The sequence below is a fragment of the Streptomyces sp. E11-3 genome (genome assembly GCF_046540415.1).
In the GTDB taxonomy this organism is placed as follows: Bacteria; Actinomycetota; Actinomycetes; order Streptomycetales; family Streptomycetaceae; genus Streptomyces.
Window position 1 is genome coordinate 1,066,322 of record NZ_JAZGRL010000002.1, and the last position, 22,197, is coordinate 1,088,518.

A 22,197-nucleotide genomic window follows, 5' to 3' on the forward strand; every position below is an offset into this window, starting at 1 on the left:
GCCCCAGGGAGACACCGCCTAGGGCTCGCCCTCCGGCTCAACTCACGCGTTGCGCCCGATGCCTGGCCGCCCGCATCCGGACCTCGGCCGGGAGCCGGGCCAGGCCCGCCGAGTCGCGGGCCCGTGCCACCGAGTCGGTGGCCAGCCGGTCCAGCGCCTGAGCGGGTTCCGCGTGCGCCTCCAGGAGGAGGTCTACGCGGGCCTCGGGCGTGCTGCGTCTGCCGGTGAGCGTGACATGCGCCCGCTGTACGCCTTCCAGGACTTCGGCCTCGTCCACCATCACCCGTTCCAGCGCCCGCCCCCGCAGCAGCGCACCCTGCCCGTCGCCGCTGTCGACCAGGACCTCGAACAGCCGGCCGCGGCGGGCCTGGACCAGCAGCCACCACAGCATGAGCAGCATCACGACGGCGAGTACCAGGAAGACCACAGGCCACCACCAGCCGGCGTCCCGCCAGCGCACGCGGTCCGCGTCGCTCAGCAGAACGTCGCCGCGCCCGTCGTACATCCACCAGGACGGCATCGGCGCCCCGAGTCCGGTGGCCAGCACCGAGCCGCCCAGCACGAGCAGCGCCAGGCCGACCAGACCGAGCAGTACGCGGTTGACGGTCCTCAGCATCGTTCAGCCCTTCTTCCGGGGCCGGGCGACCCGCACCGACAGAGCAGGGCCGTGCACCAGGCCGAGCCCCCGGATGCCCTCGCTCAGCGCGGCGTCCAGGTCGGCGCGTACGTCGTCGAGTGCCCGGAAGTGGGACACGGCGCGCGCCTCGACTCTGGAGCGCGTCACCCGCACCCGCACCGACCGCACCCCGGACACCTCCATGGCCCGGTCCCGCAGCACCAGCGCGGCGGCGTCCCGGTCCAGCCAGGCCCGCAGGTCGGGGGCGGGGCCGCGCATCGCCAGCAGGGAGCGCCGCCCCGGTGTGGCCGCCAGTACGAGCAGCCACACCCCGACGGCGCCCGCGGCGCCCGCCCCGACCAGCACCCAGACGTCGTCGAGTGGCCGCTCGGCGAGTTCCGTGGCGAGGCCGCGCCGCCACCCCATGGCCGGGCGGTCGGCGCGTACCGCCGCGAGGTCGTACAGCAGCAGCCCGGTCGCGCCGAGTACCACCAGCGCCACCAGGGCCGCGGGGATACGGCGCGCGGACCACAGGCGGCCGCCGCGCGCGTCCTCGCCGTCGCCGTCGTCGAGTACCGGGGTGTACGACGCCGCGGATGCGGACTGGTCGAGCTTCTGTGTGGGCTGCTCGACGACCGGCAGCCGCTCGGTGCCGCCGGTCCCTCCGTTGTCGCCTGCGCTCATCGCGTCCTCCCCAGTGCCGCCGCGCGGGTCGCCGCCGAGTGCAGCCGCTCGACCTGGACCACGACCTCGGGCACGTCCATACCGGCCAGGGTCTTCACCCGCTCGGTGACCTGGCGGCGTACGGCGCCGCACTGGCCGCCGATGTCGCACGGGAAGTCGAGCTCCAGGCTGATCCGCACGCGTGCGGAGCCGTGCTGGACGACGACCGTGGCCTGCGGCAGGTCGGCGTCTTCGGGCACGCCGCGGCGCAGCGCCTCGCGGGCCGCACGTGCGGCGATCTTCGCGACGACCCGGTCGGCGATGCGGGTCGCCCCGCGCTCGCCCGGCGCGACGCGCGTCGCCGCCACTACCGCCGCCGGTCGCCGCGGGTGTCACCGCGGCCGCGGAACAGGTCGCCTGGTTCCAGGTCGCCGTCGACGTACCGGCCGACCAGGAAGCCGAGCGCGCCGAGCGCGGCCACCAGCAGGAACGCCCCGAACCCGCCGAAGTACGCGGCGAAGCCGAGCCCCATGCCGGCCAGCAGGCCGACCACCGCCATACTCATCCCGAGCTCCTCACGTCAGTGGCTCCGCTGGTGCTCACTGGAGCCGTGGTTCCGGCTCGTCTTCTTCCTCGTCGGGCAGCTTGACGTCGCCGACCGCGATGTTGACCTCGACGACCTCTAGTCCCGTCATGCGCTCGACGGCCGCGATGACGTTCTCCCGTACGGCGTGCGCCACATCGGCGATCGATACCCCGTAGTCGACGACGATCTCCAGGTCGAGTGCCGTCTGGACCTCGCCGACCTCGGCCTTCACGCCGCGCGACACGGACTTGGTGCCGCCGGGGACGCGGTCGCGTACGGCGCCGAAGGTGCGGGAGATGCCGCTGCCCATCGCGTGCACACCGACCACGTCGCGTGCCGCGAGCCCGGCGATCTTCTCCACGACGCCGTCGGCGATGGTGGTACGCCCTCGGGTCGCGGGATCGCCGCCGCCGCGCTTGACCGGTCCGGTGCGCTCGGTGCCCAGGCCTGCCGGTTCTTTCTCCCTGGCCTCGGACTTGCTGCGTTCTACGGTGTCGCCCATAGCGTTCATCCCCATCAGTCCGGGTACGTTCCGCTCCTTGCGCCCACACTAAGTGTGCTTGCCCCATTACGCGCCGGGGATGCGGCAGGCTGGGTAAATGACGGCTGACCGATGGACCCAGGCGGTACGTGACCAACTCGGCCTTGGGCGGCTGCTGCCGCTCGGGGGCGCCACGGACGGCGCCTGGATCACGGAGCGCGCGGCCGCGGACGTGCTGCGCGACGAGGCGGCGGAGGTGCCCGGGGTTCGGGTGGGGGTGCTGCGTCTTGCCCTCGCCGATCCGGCCGCCACCACGCCGGAGCCCGCCGTTCCGCCTCCGCCGAGTGCGCTGCCGCCGGGGCCGCTGCGGATCGAGGCCGACGTCGCGGCGACGGCGGCGGAGCCGCTCCCGGTGGCGGCGGACCGGCTGCGTACGGTCCTGGCGGAGGCGGCGGACGCGCGGCTCGGGCTGGTGGTCGCGGCGGTTGACCTGCGGGTTACGGGGTTGCTTGAGGCCGACCCGGCCCGGCCGCCGCAGGGCGATACGGACTCGACGGCGGCGACCGCGGCCCTGGTCGGCGAGGGTGATGAGGCGCGGGCGGCGACGGCGGCCGATTCGGTGCCGGGGGTGTCACGGCTGACGGGGGCGCTGGGTGGGCTTGGGCGGGCGGTGCACTTCTCTGACCGTGCGCCCCGGGGCGCCGCCGTGTCCGCGCCCGGGCGCCATCTCCGGGTCGAGCTGGCCGTCCGCGCGGATCACCGGGCGCTGGAGGTGGCTGTCGCGGTGCGTCGGGCGGTGGCGAGCTCCCTCGCCGACCGCCCGACGGTCACCGTCCTGGTCACGGCGGTCGACCGTGCCGCCCGCTGATCGGTGCGGCGTGGCTCCGTGCCGCCGTGAGGGTGTTGCCCTCGGGCTTGGTGGAACGGGTGCCCCGTGGCGAGGGTTGTGCCCACCCGTTCCGCCCTGCGGAACGATTGCCCACAGGGAATTAGTCGCCGAGGCCCGCCAGGTCGCGTAGGCGGCGGGCCTGGGCGGCTCGTTCGGCGGTGCGCTGGTCCTCGTAGGAGCGCGCGGCCGCGCCCTGGAGGAGGGCCTTGGTCTCGACTACCGCGTCGCGCGGCGCGGCAAGGAGTGCGGCCGTCAGGTCGCTTACCGAGGCGTCCAGGTCGGCGCCGGGCACGACGAGGTTGGCCAGGCCGATGCGCCCCGCCTCGTCGGCGTGGACGAAGCGGCCCGTGGCGCAGATCTCCAGGGCCCTGGCGTACCCCACCAGGCTCACCAGGGGGTGGGTTCCGGTGAGGTCGGGGACCAGGCCCAGGCTGGTCTCGCGCATCGCGAACTGCACGTCGTCGGCGACCACGCGCAGGTCACAGGCGAGCGCGAGCTGGAAGCCCGCGCCGATCGCATGCCCCTGGACCGCGGCGACGGAGACGAGGTCGCTGCGCCGCCACCAGGTGAAAGCCTCCTGGTACTCGGCGATGGCCGCGTCCAGGTCGGCGTCGCTACCGCGTGCCAGGTCGATGAACGACGGCTCGCCGTCGAAGCCTTCGGGCGTGAACGCCTGCCGGTCGAGCCCCGCGGAGAAGGACTTGCCCTCACCGCGCAGCACCACGACGCGGACGCTGCCCGGCAGTGACCTTCCCGCCTCCGTCAACGCCCGCCAGAGTGCAGGACTTTGGGCGTTGCGCTTGGTCGGGTTGGTCAGGGTCACCGTGGCGATCGCGTCGTCGACGGTGAGCCGTACGCCGTCCTTGTCGAGTACAGCTACGAGGTCGGGGTCGAGCGAAGCCATGGGGCGCCTCCGATGGGACTGCAGCGACAGTTAAGTGACTGCACAGTAACCACCCGGCCGATCACCCGACCGACCGGGTGGCCACCACCGGAGACGGTGCGCTTGCCGTCAGGCCGAGGCGGCCTTCTTGCCCCGCGTCGCCCCGCCGCGTCCTCGCAGCACGACTCCGGACTCGCTGAGCATCCGGTGCACGAATCCATAGGAGCGGCCGGTTTCCTCGGCCAGCGCCCGGATGCTCGCACCGGAGTCGTACTTCTTCTTCAGGTCTGCCGCGAGCTTGTCGCGCGCGGCGCCGGTTACCCGGCTGCCCTTCTTCAGAGTCTCGGCCACCCGTGCCTCCTCATGGGAAGTGCGCTCTGGACTTCTCATGATCACCCCTCTCGGGCTTCCTGGCCACCCATTCGGCAAGGTCCGTCCCACAAGGTTTGCCGCCGGTCGGCACTCCCTCACGAGCGGAATGACCTCTTCCGGTCTTGTCGGAGGCCGCCGCCGACCCGGCTCGCGAGCGAACCGCCTGGTCAGCGGCGGGGCGGATGAGATCGGAGCCGCGCGCGGTGTACAGCGGCGAATTCTCTGTACGACACACCGCGGTACGAGGCACGCTCACTCAGATGAAGGATCACCTGTAAGCCGAATGATCCATACCGAGTGGATCACGGCGGAGTGGATCACGCGTGGATCACACGTGTGATCACGCGAGCGCGACGAGATCCGCGTAGTCGGCGCCCCACAGGTCCTCGACGCCGTCCGGCAGCAGAATGATCCGCTCCGGCTGCAGCGCCTCGACCGCGCCCTCGTCGTGCGTGACCAGGACGACCGCGCCCTTGTACGTGCGCAGCGCCCCGAGGATCTCCTCACGGCTGGCCGGGTCGAGGTTATTGGTGGGCTCGTCGAGCAGCAGCACGTTGGCCGACGAGACGACCAGCGTCGCCAGCGCGAGACGGGTCTTCTCGCCGCCGGAGAGCACCCCCGCGGGCTTGTCGACGTCGTCACCGGAGAACAGGAAGGAGCCGAGCGTCTTGCGCACCTCGACGAGGTCGAGGTCGGGAGCGGCCGAGCGCATGTTCTCCAGGACCGTACGGTCCGGGTCGAGCGTCTCGTGCTCCTGCGCGTAGTAGCCGAGCTTGAGGCCGTGGCCGGGGGTGACCTCACCGGTGTCCGGCGTCTCGACCCCGCCGAGGAGGCGCAGCAGCGTGGTCTTGCCCGCGCCGTTCAGGCCGAGGATGACCACCCGCGAGCCCTTGTCGATGGCGAGGTCGACATCCGTGAAGATCTCCAGCGAGCCGTACGACTTGGACAGGCCCTCGGCGGTGAGCGGGGTCTTGCCACAGGGCGCCGGCTCGGGGAAGCGGAGCTTGGCGACCTTGTCGGCCTGGCGGACGTCCTCCAGGCCCGCGAGCAGCCGCTCGGCACGGCGGGCCATGTTCTGCGCGGCCACCGTCTTGGTGGCCTTGGCGCGCATCTTGTCCGCCTGCGAGTTCAGCGCCGACGCCTTCTTCTCGGCGTTCTGCCGCTCGCGCTTGCGGCGCTTCTCGTCCGCCTCGCGCTGCTGCTGGTAGAGCTTCCAGCCCATGTTGTAGACGTCGATCACCGAGCGGTTGGCGTCCAGGTAGAAGACCTTGTTGACGACCGTCTCGACCAGCTCGACATCGTGGGAGATCACGATGAAGCCACCATGGAACGTCTTCAGGTAGTCCCGCAGCCAGACGATCGAGTCGGCGTCGAGGTGGTTCGTCGGCTCGTCGAGCAGCATGATGTCCGCGTCCGAGAACAGGATGCGGGCCAGCTCGACACGGCGGCGCTGACCGCCGGACAGGGTGTGCAGCGGCTGGCCGAGCACCCGGTCGGGCAGCTTCAGGGCGGCCGCGATCGTGGCGGCCTCGGCCTCGGCCGCGTACCCGCCCTTGGTGAGGAACTCGGTCTCCAGGCGCTCGTAGCGCTTCATCGCCTTCTCGCGCGTGGCGCCCTTGCCGTTCGCCATACGCTCTTCGTTCTCACGCATCTTGCGCAGCAGGTCGTCGAGGCCGCGGGCGGACAGGACGCGGTCGCGGGCGAGTACGTCGAGGTCGCCGGTGCGCGGGTCCTGCGGCAGATAGCCGACGTCACCGGCGCGGCTGATGGAGCCGCCGGCGGGGGTGCCCTCGCCGGCGAGGCACTTGGTGAGGGTGGTCTTGCCGGCGCCGTTACGGCCGACGAGGCCGATGCGGTCGCCCTTGGCGACGCGGAAAGAGGCGTTGTCGATAAGAATGCGGGCGCCGGCGCGCAGCTCGATGCCGGTGGCGGTGATCACGGACAGACTCCAGGGCGGGATGTAAGGACGGCGGACAGCGACGGGCGGGTGGTCAGCGCCGTCTAATGCGCGAGGAGAATGGCCATACGGCCGATTCTACCGGGCAGTCGCAACCCCTTTTTCCGGGTGGGCCCCGTCCCCCGTTCGGCCCTGTGCCCACGCCCGTCGCCAAGGGGCGTACCAGGATGAAGTGGCCGACAGTCGGCGCAGGGCGGCGGGGCCGTCGCCTGGAGGCGAAGCAGAGGGTGGTACGCCCGTGCGGTTCGACGACGACGCCGGTCTGGACACGTCCGCGGTCAAGGATGTGCGCGGCGGCCGGGTTCCCGGTGGCAGGGCGACCGTCGGGGGCGGGCTCGTCGGTGTGATCGTGCTGCTGTTGGGGCTGTTCCTCGGTGTCGGGCCGGAGAACCTGGGGCTGAGCTCGGGCGGCGACGAGTCGATGGCGTCGTCGTCGGATCAGGCACAGGTGGCCGAGACCTGCCGGACCGGGCGGGACGCGAACACCAGGGATGACTGCCGGATGGTCGCGGTGGTCAACAGCGTGCAGGACTTCTGGCGGCAGGAGTTCCCGCGCCGCAGCGCCCGCTACTCGGACGCACAGACGGTGTTCTTCACGCAGCGGGTGGGCACGGCCTGTGGGTCTGCCACGTCCGCGGTCGGGCCCTTCTACTGCCCTGGCGACCACAAGGTCTATCTGGACCTGGGGTTCTTCCAGGAATTGCGGACCACGTTCGGCTCCAGTGGCGGCCCGTTCGCGCAGGCCTACGTGGTGGCGCACGAGTACGGCCACCACGTACAGAACCTGATGGGCACCCTGAAGCGCTCCCAGGACGGCCGCATGGGCGCGGACAGCAACGCGGTGAAGGTGGAGCTGCAGGCGGACTGCTACGCGGGGGTGTGGGCGCGGCAGGCGACGTCGACCCCGGACCGGTCGACCGGCAGGCCGCTGATCACCGAGCTCACCGACGCCGACGTCCGGGACGGGCTCGACGCGGCGGCCGCGGTCGGCGACGACCGGATTCAGGAGCGGTTTCAGGGGCGGGTCACACCGGAGTCCTGGACGCACGGCTCGGCACGGCAGCGTCAGGGGTGGTTCTCCGAGGGGTTCCGTACGGGTGACATGGCTCGGTGCAACACCTTTCGGTGAGGTGCGGGGCGAGCGTTGGGCGGGCGTTGTCAGACCCCGGTGCCAGACTGTGGAGCAGGTCACATTCCGCGCCGAATCCGGCGCTGAGTCCGAGGAGGAGTGATCGTCATGTCACAGTCGCCGACCATCAGCCCGACGGTGCTGTACACGGACGCCAAGGCCGCGATCCGTCTGCTCACCGAGGCCTTCGGCTTCACCGAGACCGCCGTGTACGAGAGCGAGGGCGGCTATGTCGAGCACGCCGAACTCTCCTACGGGAACGGCGTGGTGATGCTGGGTTCGAAGGGGCGCGAAGGCGTGTTCGCCAAGGCGATGGCGGACTCGGGGCCGACCGGCGTGTTCGTCCATGTGGACGATGTGGACGCGCACTACAAGCAGGCCGTGGAGCACGGCGTGGAGATCCTGATGCCCCCGAAGGACCAGGACTACGGGTCGCGGGACTATATGGCCCGGGACTCCGAGGGCAATGTGTGGAGCTTTGGGACGTATACGCCGCTGTCGGGGTCCTAGGGCCCGGTCCGTCGGACGGCGCCTGGGTTCCCTGGGTTGTCAGGCGCGGCTGAGGTCCTGGGCTCCCTCGGTTGTCAGGCGCCGCCTGTGTGCACCTGGAAGGCGGCTCGGCGTACGGCCTTGGCCAGGGCCGGGTCGGGGTGCGCGGCGGCCAGGGCTACCAGGACCTGCACGGTGCGTGGGTGGCCGACGGCCCGTACCTCCTGCAGCAGCGCGGGCACGGTGGGCTGGACCGCGGATTCCAGGTGGCGTACGAGCAGTGCCGACTCGCCGTGGTCGGCCACGGCCGCGGCGGTGTCGATCCAGAGCCAGGTGGCCTCGTCGCGGGTGAGGACCGCGTGGACTTCCTCGGGGTCGGCGCCCTCGTGCTCGGCGAGCCACATCAGGGCGTAGGGGCGCAGGGAGGCGTCCTGTGCCGCGGTCCGCACCTCGGGCTCGGCGGGGGCTCCGACGACGCGGAGCGCCTCGAAGGCCAGGCCGCGCAGCAGGGCGTCGTCGCCGCGCGCGGTGTCCAGGAGTTCGGTGACGGCGGTGCTGGCGGGGCGGGCGGCGAGCCAGGCGCGGTATTCGGCGCGGGCCGCGTTGGGGCGCAGGCGGGCGCAGCCGCGGAGCATGGCGTCGGCGGACTGCTCGATGTTCCCGGCGGGGCTCTGTGCGGCGACGATGATCTGCTCGAGCTTGACCCAGACCGCCCAGCTGCCGAGCGGGGTGAGGGTCGCCTGGCCCGGGCTCAGGGTCAGCGCCCCGACGGCGGCGAGGGCGCCCAGGGCCCAGTCGAGCAGCGGGGGCAGCTCGGTCTGGGCGCGGGGTTCAGGGGTGTGTGGTGCGGGGGTGTGTGGTGCGGAGGTGTGTGGTGCGGAGGTGTGTGGTGCGGAGGCGGGCTGCGGGGCGGGGATTTCGCAGCGTTCCTCGCGGAGTTCGGTGACTCGCTGCTCAAGGAGGTCCAGGAGCTGGGGTACCGGCACCGGGCCCGCGGAGAGCTGCAGGAAGGAGAGCAACTGCGGTACGGCTTCGATGACTTCGGCGACGGCGGCGGGGGCGAGGCCGCTGGGTGCCGGGTGGACCAGCGACCAGGCGTCGAACAGCGCGACCCAGCCGCGTAGTACGGCGGAGTCGTCGCGGTCCCAGGCGCGCAGCCGCCAGCCGGGGCGGGCGGTGCTGCCGTGTACCTCGATCAGGCCGGCCAGGCGTGCGGTGTCCCAGTCGGTGCGTACCTGTTCGGGGGTCAGGTCCAGGTCGGTGGCGGCCCGTTCGGTGGCCTCCTCGGACAGGGCGCCGCCGGCGAGTGGGTGCACCGAGGTGCCGTGATGGCGTGTCGCGTCGGCCCAGCGGGCGATCGCGGCCGCCGGGGCGAGGCCGGTGCGGGNGCTTACGCCCCCCGTTGCGTCTCCTCGCGTTGGCGTCGCCCCCCGTTGTGGGCAGCAGTCCCCCCCCCGTTGTGGGCATTCGTTCCGCTGGGGCGAGGGGGGCGCCTCCCGCTCGAGCGAAGTCGAGAGTGGGGGAGGGTGGGCACAACCGCTCGCCACGGGTGCACCGTTTCACCAAGCCCGGAGGGCAGCACCCTCGCTCCGACACGGGGTCAGGGCAGCGGGGTCAGGTCAGGGGGGTGAGGAAGCGGCGTAGGGCTTCCTCGTAGGGGGCTGGGGTCGCGTTCCAGCACGCGCCGTGGGGTGCGTCGTGGACTGTGTGGAGGGTGATCAGGTCCGGGCGGCGGGCGGCCAGGGCTTGCGAGAGGTGGTAGGGCGCGAGGGCGTCGTCCGGTCCGTGGAAGAGGAGAACCGGAATCTTGAGCGCGGCGGGGTTGGCGGCTCGGGTGAGGCGGTCGCCACGTAGGCCGGTGCGACCCTGGGCCGCACGGACGGCGAGGGGCAGGAGCGCGGCCGGAATGCCGCGGGCGCGGGCGATCGCGCTCAGGGTGGCCTCCCAGTCGAGTACCGGGGAGTCCAGGACGAGGCCGCAGATCCGGTCGCGCAGCGCCGACTCCGTGGCGGCGTGCAGGGCCATCGCGGCGCCGGTGGACCAGCCGTGCAGCACGATGCGCTCGGCGCCGTAGCGCACGGCGTAGCGGATGGCCGCGTCCAGGTCGCGCCACTCGGTCTCGCCGAGGTGCCCGAGACCGTCCGGGGAGCGCGGGGCGCCGAGGTCGCCGCGGTAGGCGAGGTCGAGTACCGGGAACTGCAGGCGGTGCAGGCAGTCCATGACGACCATCGGGTGCTCGCGCGTGGTGCCGAGTCCGTGGACCGTGATGACCCAGGTGTCCCGGGCCGCGGGCACGAACCAGGCGGGCAGCCCGCCGAGTTCGCCCGGGATGTCGATGTCGGCGTGGTCCAGACCGAGCGCGGTGCTCGGGTTGCCGAGGTACGTCTGCGGGGTGAGCCAGACCGTTGCCCCGGTCTCCAGGGTGCCGTGGGTGACCCGTTCCAGGCGGCGTACCACGGTGTCGGCGGGGTGCGGCGCACCGTCGAGGACGGGGCCGACCACCGCGTGGCAGCCGTCGCCGCTCAGTCCGTAGGTGCCGGGGCGCATCGAGGCCAGGGTGCGGGTGAGCTCGACCCGGTCGGTGTCCGTGGCGTGCACGGTGAGCGCTGGCTCGGTGGGCAGTGGGCGCCCCGAGGGCGCCTTGAGGGCGATGTCGCTGGCGTACCGGCCGGCCGCGACCAGGGCCGCGCCGACGCCTAGCACGGTGGAGACGGCCGCGGCCGTGGCTTTAGCAGGGCGCACGGCTCCAGTGTCGGGGCCCGGGCGCGTACCGGCCAGCGGGCGGCAGCGTTCAGGGGGATCCGACCCGGCCGGTCACCCCCGGCGCTGCTGCCCGTAGTCCCGCAGTTGATTCTCGACGGCCTGGAGCTGGTCGGGGCTGAGGGTCTTCGGGGTGTGGCCCGGAATGGCGGTCGCGGTGAGCCAGAGGTGGCAGAGCCACTCAAGGTGGGCTGTGCGGTCATAGGCCTGGTCAAGGGTGGTTCCGTATGTGACCGTTCCGTGGTTCTGGAGCAGACATCCGGTGCGGTCCCGTAGTGCGAGCAGCATGTTCTCGGCCAATTCGGGGGTCCCGTAGAGGGCGTACTCGGCGACACGGACGGGGCCGCCGAGTGCCATGGTCATGTAGTGGATCGGCGGCAGCTCCGAGACCAGCGTCGAGACGGCCGTGGCGTGCACCGCGTGGGTGTGCACCACGGCGCCCGCGGAGGTGGCGCGGTAGACCGCGAGGTGCAGCGGCAGCTCGCTGGTCGGGGTGAGTGAGCCGAGGACTCTCTTCCCTTCCAGGTCGACGCCCAGCGTGTCGTGTGGCGCGAGCCGGTCGTACGGCACGCCGCTCGGGGTGACCAGGACGATGTCCCCGACCCGTACCGACACATTGCCCGAGGTGCCGACGACCAGGCCGTCCGTCGCCGTCCTGCGGGCCGTCGCCACGAGCTCCGCCCAGGCCCGTTCGAGCGCGCCGTCCGACGGCACCCGGGTCCGTTCCCCTGTTCGACCATCCATGGGGCGATCCTGCCAGGTGAGCGGCGCGCCCGTGGTGCGGAGCCTCGGAATCCTTAGTCCTCCATATGGGCATACATGGGCGTGTGCCAACGATTGGCCGGAGATCGACGGGCATAGTGGGGATCTCGGTTAGCCTCAGGGTGATTTGTCATGCACGTCGCCATCGGGGGGAAATATGGCTCGTGATCACCATCCGTCCCGGCGCCCCAGCCGCGCCGCCCGCGCTCGCGCCCGCGCCATCGGAGCGTCGGCCGTGACCCTCGCCCTCGCGGGCACCGCCATCGCCGCGGCCCCCGCGGGCGCCGCGCCCAAGCCGCGGGGGCACGACGTCTCCTCGCACCAGAAGAAGGTCAACTGGCGCAAGGCGAAGAGCAAGGGCGCCCGGTTCGTGTACGTGAAGGCGACCGAGTCGCATACGTACAAGAACCCGTACTTTCGTCAGCAGTACGACGGCTCGCGCGAGCAGGGACTGATCCGCGGCGCGTACCACTTCGCCGTGCCGCACAAGTCGTCCGGCAAGAAGCAGGCCGCGTACTTCGTCCGGAACGGCGGCCTGTGGCGCGGCGACGGCTGGACGCTGCCGCCCGCGCTCGACATCGAGTACAACCCGTACAGCAAGAAGAAGAAGTGCTACGGGCTGAGCAAGAAGAAGATGGTCGGCTGGATCAGCGCCTTCAGCGCCGAGGTGAGGCGGCAGACCGGCCGCCATCCGGTGATCTACACGACGGCGCACTGGTGGAAGAAATGCACCGGTAACAGCCGCGCCTTCGGCACCCACCACGCCCTGTGGCTGGCCAGCTACAACTCGTCGCCCGGGCGGCTGCCCGCGGGGTGGTCGTATCCGACCTTCTGGCAGTACAGCAACAAGGGGAAGCTGCCGGGTGATCAGAATCTCTTCAACGGCTCCCAGGCGCAGTTGAAGAGGTTCGCCCGCAGCTAGCGGGCCCGCAATCCCGGCAATCCCGGCGCGGGCGCCGCCGTCGCGGCCTAAGCGGAACGGCCGCACGCCGCTCAGGTAAACCGTGGCGCCCACCCCAGTTCACCTTCCGTTCACTCAGGTTGCCTACGTTCCACAAGCCAATGACATCAAGCGATTGCCTGGGTAAATGGAACACATCACGCTGCTGCTAGCGATCGTGATCGTGACAGCTCTCGTGTTCGATTTCACGAACGGTTTCCACGACACCGCCAACGCGATGGCGACGACCATCTCGACCGGCGCGATGAAGCCCAAAGCCGCGGTGGCCATGTCCGCCGTGCTGAACCTGGTCGGAGCCTTCCTGTCCGTGGAGGTCGCCAAGACGATCTCCAAGGGGCTGGTGCAGGAGGACGGCATCCAACCTGAGGTGATCCTCGCGGCACTCGTCGGTGCCATCCTCTGGAACCTGGTGACCTGGCTGGTCGGCCTGCCCTCCAGCTCCTCGCACGCCCTCATGGGCGGTCTGATCGGCGCCACCATCGCGTCCATCGGCATCAGCGGTGTCAACGGCGGGGTCGTCGTCACCAAGGTGCTGATCCCGGCCGTCGCCGCCCCGCTGGTCGCCGGTATCGCCGCGATGATCGGCGCCCGGCTGACGTACAAGCTCGGCAAGAACGTCAGCGCGAAGACCTCGGCGAAGGGCTACCGCGGCGGCCAGATCGCCTCCGCCGGCCTGGTCTCGCTGGCGCACGGCACCAACGACGCCCAGAAGACGATGGGCATCATCACCCTGGCGCTGGTCGCTGGCGGCGCTCTCGCGCCCGGCTCCAACCCGCCGGTCTGGGTGATCGTCTCCGCCGGTATGGCGATCGCGCTCGGTACCTACCTGGGCGGCTGGCGCATCATCCGCACCATGGGCAAGGGCCTCACCGACCTCCAGCCGCAGCAGGGCTTCGCCGCCCAGACCAGTGCGGCCGTGGTCATCCTGTCCTCGTCGAACCTCGGCTTCTCGCTGTCGACCACACACTCCTGCTCCGGCGCCGTGATGGGCGCGGGCCTCGGCCGCAAGGGCGGTGTGGTCCGCTGGTCGACCGCGACCCGGATGTTCGTGGCCTGGGGTCTGACCCTGCCGGCCGCCGGTCTGGTCGCCGCGCTGGCGGAGTTCGTCGCCCGGCAGGGTGACTGGGGCGTCGCCGTCGTCGTCGCCTTCCTGATCGGTTCCTGTGCCGCGATCTGGTTTATCTCGCGCCGCCAGGTCATCGACCACACCAACGTCAACGAGGTCGACGAGAACGCCCCCGCCGCCTCCGCTTCCGCCTCGGGCGAGGCCGAGCCCGCGGGTGTCGTGACCAACGCGATCGCGGCGGTCGTCCCGCCGCCGACCGCCGCGGCCGAAGCCGCGGAGGCGGCCGCAGAGACGGCCGACGAGGCCCTGACCACCATCCCGGCCCAGGCCGCGGCGGCGTCGGACGCCGACACGCGACCCGCCCGGGTCTGATGAGCACGGCTTCGAGCCCGAGTTAAGGAAACAGCAGCATGGACATCGACTGGGAAGCCCTCGGCTCCGTCTTCGGCGTCAGCCTCGTGGCGACCGTCGGCCTGGTGGCCCTCTTCACCCTGGGCATGATCGGCCTCTCCAAGCAGGAGGAGGCCGCCGAGCAGGGCGGCTCCGCGACCCTGGCACGTACAGGCGCGTACGCCTGCTTCGCCGCCTGCACCGCGGCGGTGGCGTACGGCATCTTCATGATCGTTTCCTGACGGGAACCATGATCGCCTCCTGACGGGGGCAGCGCACTCCGCGAGCGGCGCCTCGCGACCTTCACCACGGTCGCCGGGCGCCGCTTCCGTGCGCTCCCTCAATGCTTCGGCGCGACCCCGCGAGGCCACCTCGAAGTGGTCCTCGTAACACAGTCCCTGTGCAGGTCAACGACGAGTTGACGGGCGTTCGGGGACCGTGGTGGACTGCCGGAGCCATATACGGCGGCAGGAGAGGAAGCCGGTGCGAATCCGGCGCGGTCCCGCCACTGTCACCGGGGAGCTCTCCCCCAACACCGGAAGTCACGGTCCGCGGCTGCGGATTGGAAGGCCGGGGGAGCTGCGCGTATCCGGGAGCCAGGAGACTCACGTCGCCGTTTTCCGTCGAACCAGGGCGCGGACCCTGAGTGAGGACAAAGCGCGATGCCGGGCTGCCCGTCACACATCTTGTTGAGTACCAGTCTGTTGAGTACCAGCCTGTTGAGTACCCGTGCGTGGGGTACTCACCGCACTCCAGAGGTCCTTCGAGGCGTATCGGCCGGCTGACCCCGTGCGTGCCGATCGTGTTCTCGCGTACGGCGCCACCGCGGGCCTGCTCGGCGATCTGCTGCTCGGCGATCCGCGCCGCGGCCATCCGGTCGCCGCGTTCGGCCGTGCGGCGGGCTCCGTCGAGCGCCTGCTGTGGCGTGACCACCGCGGCTGGGGTGCCCTGCACACCACGGTGTGCGCTGGTGGTGCCCTGGGCGCCGCCGCGCTGGCTTCGCGCGCCCTGCGCCACTCCCCCGCCGCTTCTGTCGCGCTGACCGCCGCCACGACGTGGGCCGTCCTGGGCGGTACGTCCTTGGGGCGTGAGGCGCGGGCCGTCGGCTCCGCGCTGGAGGCCGGGGACCTCGACGTCGCCCGGGAGCGGCTGCCGCACCTGTGCGGGCGCGATCCGCAGGCGCTGGACGGTCCCGGTATCGCGCGGGCCGTCGTCGAGTCGGTCGCCGAGAACACCTCGGACGCCGTGGTCGGCGCGCTGGTGTGGGGTGCCGTCGGCGGCGTGCCTGGCCTGGTCGGATTCCGGGCCGTGAACACCCTGGACGCGATGGTGGGCCACAAGTCGGCGAAGTACCGGCGCTACGGGTGGGCTTCGGCCCGCCTCGACGACGTGGCCGGATGGCCGGGTGCCCGCCTGACCGCCGCCCTCGGAGTCGTCGCGGGCGGCGACCCGCGCGGCGCGCTGCGCGCCTGGCGGGCCGACGCGAGCAAGCACCCGAGCCCCAACGCGGGCCCGGTGGAGGCCTCGTTCGCCGGGGCGCTGGGCGTGCGGCTCGGCGGAACACTGTCCTACGGCGGACGGGTCGAGCACCGACCGGTACTCAACACCGAGGGCCGGACGATCGAGGTCGGGGACATCGAGCGGGCCGTACGGCTGTCGCGGCGGGTCGGCGCGCTGGCGCTGGGCGCGTCCGTAGCCGGGCGGCTCGGGGCGGCGGCGCTGCGCCGCCGTACGCGACGACGGGGAGGGGCATCGTGACGCCGACACCGCGGACAGGTCGTGGGGGCGGGCTGCTGGTCGCCGGGACCACGTCGGACGCCGGGAAGAGCGTGGTCACCGCGGGCATCTGCCGCTGGCTGGCGCGCAAGGGCGTGTCCGTCGCGCCCTTCAAGGCGCAGAACATGTCGCTGAACTCGTTCGTCACACGCGAGGGCGCCGAGATCGGCCGCGCCCAGGCGATGCAGGCACAGGCCGCCCGTGTCGAGCCCACCGCGCTGATGAACCCGGTGCTGCTCAAGCCCGGCAGCGACCGCTCCAGCCAGGTCGTCCTGATGGGCAAGCCGGTGGGCGAGATGAGCGCGCGCGGGTTCTTCGGGGGGTCTGGGGGGTCGTCCCCCGGGTGAGGGCTGCACGGGGGCCGTCAGGAAGCCCTGCTCGGCACGGTGGTGGAGTGCCTGGAGGAGCTGCGGAGCTCGTACGACGCGGTGATCTGTGAGGGCGCGGGCAGTCCCGCCGAGATCAATCTGCGGCGTACCGACATCGTGAACATGGGGATCGCGCGGGCGGCCCGGTTCCCGGTGGTGGTGGTCGGGGACATCGACCGCGGTGGCGTCTTCGCGTCCTTCTTCGGTACGACGGCGCTGCTCAGCGGCACCGACCAGGAGCTGGTCGCCGGGTATCTGGTCAACAAGTTCCGCGGCGATGTGTCCCTGCTCGAACCGGGCCTGGAGATGCTGCGCCAGCTCACCGGGCGGCGGACGTACGGTGTGCTGCCGTTCGCGCACGGGCTCGGCATCGACGAGGAGGACGGGCTGCGGGTCTCGCTGCGCGGCGCCGTGCGCGAGTCGGTGGTCGCTCCGCCGGTCGGCGACGAGGTGCTGCGGGTCGCCGTGTGCGCCGTACCGCTGATGTCGAACTTCACCGATGTGGACGCGCTGGCCGCCGAACCCGGCGTGGTGGTGCGGTTCGTGGACCGGCCCGACGAGCTGCATGACGCCGATCTGGTCGTGGTGCCGGGCACGCGGGGCACGGTGCGCGCCCTGGAGTGGCTCAGGGAGCGCGGTCTCGCGGACGCGCTGGCGCGCAGGGCTGCCGACGGCCGCCCGGTGCTGGGAATCTGCGGCGGCTTCCAGGTGCTCGGCGAGCACATCGAGGACGAGGTCGAGTCCCGCGCGGGCGCTGTCGAGGGGCTCGGACTGCTGCCGGTCCGGGTCACGTTCGCGCGTGAGAAGACCCTCGCCAGGCCGGTCGGCCAGGCGCTGGGCGAGCGGGTCGAGGGCTACGAGATCCATCACGGTGCCGCTCGGGTGGAGGGCGGCGAGTCCTTCCTGGACGGCTGCCGGGTCGGCTCCGTGTGGGGGACGCACTGGCACGGGTCGCTGGAGAGCGACGGGTTCCGGCGCGCCTTCCTGCGCGTGGTCGCGGCCGCCGCAGGGCGCCGTTTCGTGCCCGCGCCCGACACCTCGTTCGCCGCGCTGCGCGAGGAGCAGCTCGACCGGCTCGGCGACCTCATCGAAGAACACGCGGACACCAGTGCGCTGCTCAGCCTGATCGAGACCGGCGCTCCGTCCGGTCTCCCGTTCATCGCCCCGGGGGCACCTTCATGACCGTCCTGCTTCTGTCCACCGCCGATACGGATCTGCTGGCGGCCCGCGCGTCGGGCGCGCCGTACCGGATCGGCAACCCGACCCGGATCGACGTCGCGACCGAACTGCCCGCGCTGCTCGACGGGGCCGAGATCGCCGTCGTACGCCTCCTTGGTGGCAAGCGCGCCTGGGAGGACGGGCTCGCCGCGCTCAAGGCGTCCGGTGTCCCGACCGTGCTGCTCGGTGGCGAGTCGGTGCCCGACGCGGAGCTGATGGCCGAGTCGTCGGTGCCCGCGGGTGTGGTCGCCGAGGCGCTGCGCTATCTCGTCGAGGGCGGAGCGGGGAACTTCGTCGAGCTGGCCCGGTTCCTGTCCGACACGGTGCTGCTGACCGGTCAGGGCTTCGCCGAGCCGCAGAAGATGCCGGAGTTCGGGGTGCACGGCGCCTACGCGCGCGTGGCGGGCCGTCCCACCGTGGGTGTGCTGTTCTACCGGGCGCACGAGCTGTCCGGGAACACCGCCTTCGTGGACACCCTCTGCGAGGCGATCGAGGCGCGCGGCGCCAACGCTCTGCCGGTGTACTGCGGTTCGCTGCGCGGCGCCGATGCCGGGCTGTACGAGATCCTCGGGCAGACGGACGCGCTCGTCGCCACGGTGCTCGCGGCGGGCGGCACGCACGCGTCGGACGCGTCGGCGGGCGGCGACGACGAGGCCTGGGACATCGGGGCGCTCGCCGAGCTGAACACCCCTGTGCTGCAGGGCCTGTGTCTGACCTCGTCCAGGGCGGCCTGGGAGGCCTCCGACGCCGCCCTGTCCCCCATGGACGCGGCGATGCAGGTCGCCATCCCCGAGTTCGACGGGCGGCTGATCACGGTCCCGTTCTCCTTCAAGGAGCAGGGCCCGGACGACGTCCCGGTGTACGCGGCCGACCCTGAGCGGGCCGCGCGGGTCGCCGGAATCGCCGTACGGCACGCCCAGTTGAAGCACAAGCCGAACGCGGAGAAGAAGCTCGCGCTGGTCTTCACCGCCTACCCGACCAAGCACTCCCGCGTCGGCAACGCGGTCGGCCTGGACACGCCCGCGTCGGCCGTACGGGTCCTGGACGCGCTGCGCGACGCGGGGTACGGCGTCGACGGCCACCCCGACAACGGCGACGAGCTGATCCACCGCCTCATCAACGCCGGTGGCCACGACGTGGAGTGGCTCACCGAGGAGCAACTGGCAGCCGCCCCCGCGCGCGTGCCGCTCGCCGACTACCAGGCGTGGTTCAGCACGTTGGACCCCGAGCTGCGTGACGGAATGCTGGAGGCGTGGGGTGAGCCGCCCGGCTCGCTGTACGTGGACGGCGACGACATCGTGCTCGCCTCCCTGCAGTTCGGGAACGTCGTGGTGATGATCCAGCCGCCGCGCGGCTTCGGCGAGAACCCCATCGCGATCTACCACGACCCAGACATGCCGCCGTCGCACCACTACATGGCCGCCTACCGCTGGCTGGAGCTGTCCTTCGGCGCGGACGCGATCGTGCACATGGGCAAGCACGGCACCATGGAGTGGCTGCCCGGCAAGGGCCTCGGCCTGAGCGGCGGTTGCGCACCGGACGCGGTGCTCGGGGACCTGCCGCTGATCTACCCGTTCATCGTCAACGACCCGGGCGAGGGCACCCAGGCCAAGCGCCGCGGCCACGCCACGGTGGTGGACCACCTGGTGCCGCCGATGGCGCGCGCCGACACGTACGGCGACCTGGCCAAGCTGGAGCAACTCCTCGATGAGTACGCCCTGGTCAGCGATCTCGACCCGACCAAGGCCCCGGCCGTACGGGCGCAGATCTGGACGCTGGTGAAGGCGGCCGAACTGCACCACGACCTGCACGTCGCCGATCAGCCGGACGACGACGACTTTGACGAGTTCGTCATGCACATCGACGGCTATCTGTGCGAGATCAAGGACGTGCAGATCCGGGACGGGCTGCATGTGCTGGGTGGCGGTCCGGTCGGTGAGGCGCGGGTGAACCTCGTACTGGCGGTGCTGCGCGCCTCGCAGGTGTGGGGTGGCGCCGCCAATGCGCTGCCGGGGCTGCGGGCCTGTCTGGCCGAGCACTTCGGGCTCGATGAGAAGGCGCTGCTGGCGGAGCCGGGCGCGGCGGTCAAGGTCGCGGACGGGCTGACGGCTCTCGTCGACGGGCCGGCGCGGACCGGCTCGGACGCCATCGACCTGCTGGAGCAGCTGTGCCGACGGCTCGCCGAAGGCATGGAGGAGCGCGGCTGGGACCTCACCGCGGTGCGTGGGCTGGTGCGTGAGGTGGTCGGCGTCGACCTGCCGGACGCGGTGGCCGTGCTCGGCTTCGCGTGCGAGGAGGTCGTGCCGCGGCTTGCCCGTACGACGGACGAGATCGGGCACATTCTGCGGGCCCTGGACGGTGGTTACGTCCCGGCGGGGCCGTCAGGATCGCCGACCCGTGGCCTGGTCAACGTGCTTCCGACGGGGCGGAACTTCTACTCCGTCGACCCGAAGGCGATTCCGTCCCGGCTGTCGTGGGAGGTCGGGCAGGCGCTCGCCGACTCACTGGTGGCGCGCTACCTCCAGGACACCGGCGACTACCCGAAGTCGGTCGGGCTGACCGTGTGGGGTACGTCGGCGATGCGCACCCAGGGCGACGACATCGCGGAGATCCTGGCGCTGCTCGGATGCCGCCCGGTGTGGGATGACGCGTCGCGGCGGGTGACCGGCTTCGAGGTGGTGCCGGTCGAGGAGTTGGGGCGGCCGCGTATCGACGTGACCGTGCGGATCTCCGGGTTCTTCCGGGACGCGTTCCCGCATGTCGTCGGGCTGATCGATGACGCGGTACGGGCGGTGGCCGAGCTGGACGAGGACCCCGCGCGGAACTTCGTGAAGGCGCACGCCGACGAGGACACCGCGGAGCACGGTGACCGGCGGCGGGCCACTGCTCGTATCTTCGGCTCCAAGCCTGGGGCTTACGGGGCCGGGCTGCTGCCGTTGATCGACGCGCGGAACTGGCGTAGCGACGCGGATCTCGCCGAGGTGTACGCGGTGTGGGGCGGCTACGCGTACGGGCGTGGGCTTGAGGGGCGGGCCGCGCGTGGGGATATGGAGACGGCGTTTCGGCGGATTGCCGTGGCGGCGAAGAACGTCGACACGCGTGAGCATGATCTGGTCGATGCGGACGACTACTTCCAGTACCACGGGGGCATGGTCGCGATGGTGCGCCATCTGACCGGGGCCTCACCTGAGGCATATGTGGGTGACTCGGCCGTTCCCGAGCAGGTGAAGACACGGACGCTCGGTGAGGAGACGCACCGGGTGTTCCGGGCCCGGGTGGTCAATCCGCGCTGGATGGCGGCGATGCGGCGGCACGGGTACAAGGGGGCTTTCGAAATGGCCGCGACCGTGGACTACCTGTTCGGGTACGACGCGACGGCGGGCGTGGTTGACGACTGGATGTACGAGAAGCTCTCGGCGGAGTACGTGTTCGACCCGGAGAACCGGGAGTTCATGGGGAAGTCCAATCCCTGGGCGCTGCGGGGGATTACCGAGCGGCTGCTGGAAGCGGCTGAGCGGGGGCTGTGGGCTGAGCCGGACGCTTCGACGTTGGAGCGGCTGCGGGCCACGTACCTGGAACTTGAGGGTGACTTGGAGGGGGACGAGTGAGGGGGGCTGAGGTTACAGCGGTCTTCTTCCCCAATCCCGCCCCTTCCCGTAACTGGGGCTCCACCCCAGACCCCGTTTGTCCTCAAACGCCGGACGGGCTGGGTTGGCCGGACGGGCTGAATGCGCTGACAGTGGAGGCTTTCTCGTGAGTACGCCCTATCCCTTTACCGCCATCGTCGGGCAGGACGATCTGCGGCTTGGGCTGTTGCTCAATGCCGTGTCGCCTGCCGTGGGCGGGGTGCTCGTACGTGGGGAGAAGGGCACCGCCAAGTCCACCGCCGTGCGGGCGCTTTCCGCGCTCATGCCCGAAGTCGCCGTGGTTCCCGGGTGCCGGTTCTCCTGCGATCCGGCCGCCCCGGACCCCGCGTGCCCGGACGGGCCGCACGAAGCCGCCGGGCAGGATGCCAGGCCCGCGCGCATGGTGGAACTGCCCGTCGGAGCGTCCGAGGACCGGCTGGTCGGGGCGCTCGACATCGAGCGGGCGCTCGCCGAGGGTGTGAAGGCCTTCGAGCCGGGGCTGCTCGCGGACGCGCACCGCGGTGTGCTGTACGTGGACGAGGTCAACCTGCTGCACGACCACCTGGTCGACCTGCTGCTCGACGCCGCCGCCATGGGCGCCTCGTACGTGGAGCGCGAGGGTGTGTCCGTACGGCATGCCTCGCGGTTTCTGCTCGTCGGCACGATGAACCCCGAAGAGGGTGAGTTGCGGCCGCAGTTGCTCGACCGGTTCGGGCTGACCGTCGAGGTCGCCGCGTCGCGGGAGCCCGACCAGCGGGTCGAGGTGGTGCGGCGGCGGCTGGCCTACGACGACGACCCGGCCGCGTTCGCCGCCCGCTGGGCGGACGAGGAGGGCGCGCTGCGGGCGCGCATCGTGGCGGCGCGTGCGCTGCTGCCCTCGGTGCGGCTCGGGGACGCCGCGCTGCGGCAGATCGCGGCGACCTGTGCCGCCTTCGAGGTGGACGGGATGCGCGCGGACATCGTGATGGCGCGTACGGCTACCGCGCTGGCCGCCTGGGCAGGGCGCGGTGACGTGCTGGCCGAGGACGTACGGCAGGCGGCGCTGCTCGCGCTGCCGCACCGGCGGCGGCGCAATCCGTTCGACGCTCCGGGGCTCGACGAGGACAAGCTCGACGAGACGTTGGAGGAGTTCGCCGGTCAGCAGGAGGACGGCGACAGCGACGGCGATGGCGGGGATGACGATCCGGACGGCGGGGGTCCCGGGG

The 22,197-nt window shown here is 71.7% G+C and carries 20 protein-coding genes, 1 pseudogene and 1 riboswitch; of the genes and pseudogenes, 10 read left to right on the forward strand and 11 right to left on the reverse strand.

Annotation, left to right across the window (positions count from 1 at the left end):
* Positions 1–37: 37 nt before the first annotated feature.
* Genes amaP through U9R90_RS23760 form a run of 5 tightly spaced genes read right to left on the reverse strand, consistent with a single transcriptional unit; the run spans position 38 to position 2,367 of the window.
* Positions 38–616, reverse strand: a complete 579-nt coding sequence (gene amaP / locus U9R90_RS23740; protein WP_411058677.1) for an alkaline shock response membrane anchor protein AmaP — start codon at positions 614–616, stop codon at positions 38–40.
* Positions 617–619: 3 nt separating this feature from the next.
* Positions 620–1,300, reverse strand: a complete 681-nt coding sequence (locus tag U9R90_RS23745; RefSeq protein ID WP_411058678.1) for a DUF6286 domain-containing protein — start codon at positions 1,298–1,300, stop codon at positions 620–622.
* Positions 1,297–1,647: a hypothetical protein gene (locus tag U9R90_RS23750; protein WP_411058679.1), complete on the reverse strand. Its 351-nt coding sequence runs from the start codon at positions 1,645–1,647 to the stop codon at positions 1,297–1,299. The genes U9R90_RS23745 and U9R90_RS23750 overlap by 4 nt, the downstream gene beginning before the upstream one ends.
* Positions 1,647–1,844 (reverse strand): hypothetical protein, encoded by a 198-nt coding sequence (locus U9R90_RS23755; protein WP_411058680.1) that lies wholly within the window; start codon positions 1,842–1,844, stop codon positions 1,647–1,649. Before U9R90_RS23755 ends, U9R90_RS23750 begins: the two co-directional genes overlap by 1 nt.
* A 34-nt stretch (positions 1,845–1,878) precedes the next feature.
* Positions 1,879–2,367 (reverse strand): Asp23/Gls24 family envelope stress response protein, encoded by a 489-nt coding sequence (locus tag U9R90_RS23760; protein WP_411058681.1) that lies wholly within the window; start codon positions 2,365–2,367, stop codon positions 1,879–1,881.
* 97 nt (positions 2,368–2,464) lie between these two features.
* On the opposite strand from U9R90_RS23760, the gene U9R90_RS23765 reads away from it, so the two are divergent.
* Positions 2,465–3,214, forward strand: coding sequence for a nucleopolyhedrovirus P10 family protein (locus tag U9R90_RS23765; protein WP_411058682.1), 750 nt, complete (start codon positions 2,465–2,467; stop codon positions 3,212–3,214).
* A 121-nt stretch (positions 3,215–3,335) separates the two neighbouring features.
* Here the strand turns inward: U9R90_RS23765 and U9R90_RS23770 are convergent, their stop codons facing one another.
* The 3 genes from U9R90_RS23770 to U9R90_RS23780 all read right to left on the reverse strand — a co-directional run bounded on the left by U9R90_RS23770 (position 3,336) and on the right by U9R90_RS23780 (position 6,429).
* The gene (locus U9R90_RS23770) at positions 3,336–4,139 is read right to left on the reverse strand and encodes an enoyl-CoA hydratase/isomerase family protein (RefSeq protein WP_411058683.1); all 804 of its coding nucleotides are present in this window, start codon (positions 4,137–4,139) and stop codon (positions 3,336–3,338) included.
* Between the two features lie 108 nt (positions 4,140–4,247).
* Positions 4,248–4,469, reverse strand: a complete 222-nt coding sequence (locus tag U9R90_RS23775; protein ID WP_005319113.1) for a helix-turn-helix domain-containing protein — start codon at positions 4,467–4,469, stop codon at positions 4,248–4,250.
* Between the two features lie 361 nt (positions 4,470–4,830).
* Positions 4,831–6,429 (reverse strand): ABC-F family ATP-binding cassette domain-containing protein, encoded by a 1,599-nt coding sequence (locus U9R90_RS23780; RefSeq protein WP_411058684.1) that lies wholly within the window; start codon positions 6,427–6,429, stop codon positions 4,831–4,833.
* 256 nt (positions 6,430–6,685) lie between these two features.
* On the opposite strand from U9R90_RS23780, the gene U9R90_RS23785 reads away from it, so the two are divergent.
* Positions 6,686–7,576 (forward strand): neutral zinc metallopeptidase, encoded by an 891-nt coding sequence (locus U9R90_RS23785; protein ID WP_411058685.1) that lies wholly within the window; start codon positions 6,686–6,688, stop codon positions 7,574–7,576.
* A gap of 108 nt (positions 7,577–7,684) precedes the next feature.
* A complete protein-coding gene (locus U9R90_RS23790; protein ID WP_411058686.1) occupies positions 7,685–8,086 on the forward strand; it encodes a VOC family protein in 402 nt (133 codons plus the stop codon).
* Positions 8,087–8,160: 74 nt separating this feature from the next.
* Here the strand turns inward: U9R90_RS23790 and U9R90_RS23795 are convergent, their stop codons facing one another.
* From U9R90_RS23795 to U9R90_RS23805, 3 genes are all read right to left on the reverse strand, one after another.
* Positions 8,161–9,423 carry a hypothetical protein gene (locus U9R90_RS23795; RefSeq protein WP_411059786.1) on the reverse strand — a complete coding sequence of 421 codons (1,263 nt, stop codon included), beginning with the start codon at positions 9,421–9,423 and terminating at the stop codon, positions 8,161–8,163.
* A gap of 256 nt (positions 9,424–9,679) precedes the next feature.
* Positions 9,680–10,807, reverse strand: a complete 1,128-nt coding sequence (locus U9R90_RS23800) for an alpha/beta hydrolase (RefSeq protein WP_411058687.1) — start codon at positions 10,805–10,807, stop codon at positions 9,680–9,682.
* Between the two features lie 72 nt (positions 10,808–10,879).
* Entirely contained in the window at positions 10,880–11,569 is a 690-nt protein-coding gene (locus tag U9R90_RS23805; RefSeq protein ID WP_411058688.1) for a class II aldolase/adducin family protein, read from the reverse strand.
* Between the two features lie 175 nt (positions 11,570–11,744).
* Between U9R90_RS23805 and U9R90_RS23810 the strand changes: the two genes are divergently transcribed.
* The 7 genes and pseudogenes from U9R90_RS23810 to U9R90_RS23840 all read left to right on the forward strand — a co-directional run.
* Positions 11,745–12,509: a lysozyme gene (locus U9R90_RS23810; RefSeq protein ID WP_411058689.1), complete on the forward strand. Its 765-nt coding sequence runs from the start codon at positions 11,745–11,747 to the stop codon at positions 12,507–12,509.
* 166 nt (positions 12,510–12,675) lie between these two features.
* Positions 12,676–13,986, forward strand: coding sequence for an anion permease (locus tag U9R90_RS23815; protein WP_411058690.1), 1,311 nt, complete (start codon positions 12,676–12,678; stop codon positions 13,984–13,986).
* A gap of 38 nt (positions 13,987–14,024) precedes the next feature.
* The gene (locus tag U9R90_RS23820; protein WP_411058691.1) at positions 14,025–14,246 is read left to right on the forward strand and encodes a hypothetical protein; all 222 of its coding nucleotides are present in this window, start codon (positions 14,025–14,027) and stop codon (positions 14,244–14,246) included.
* Positions 14,247–14,476: 230 nt separating this feature from the next.
* A riboswitch (cobalamin riboswitch) is annotated at positions 14,477–14,611 on the forward strand.
* 182 nt (positions 14,612–14,793) lie between these two features.
* The gene (locus U9R90_RS23825) at positions 14,794–15,762 is read left to right on the forward strand and encodes a cobalamin biosynthesis protein (RefSeq protein WP_411058692.1); all 969 of its coding nucleotides are present in this window, start codon (positions 14,794–14,796) and stop codon (positions 15,760–15,762) included.
* Positions 15,759–17,330: pseudogene (locus U9R90_RS23830) on the forward strand (cobyric acid synthase). Before U9R90_RS23825 ends, U9R90_RS23830 begins: the two are co-directional and overlap by 4 nt.
* Positions 17,327–20,974 carry a cobaltochelatase subunit CobN gene (gene cobN, locus U9R90_RS23835; RefSeq protein ID WP_411058693.1) on the forward strand — a complete coding sequence of 1,216 codons (3,648 nt, stop codon included), beginning with the start codon at positions 17,327–17,329 and terminating at the stop codon, positions 20,972–20,974. The pseudogene U9R90_RS23830 and the gene cobN overlap by 4 nt, the downstream one beginning before the upstream one ends.
* 145 nt (positions 20,975–21,119) lie before the next feature.
* Positions 21,120–22,197, forward strand: a 1,078-nt coding sequence (locus U9R90_RS23840; protein WP_411058694.1) for an ATP-binding protein, incomplete at its 3' end; no start/stop codon positions are given.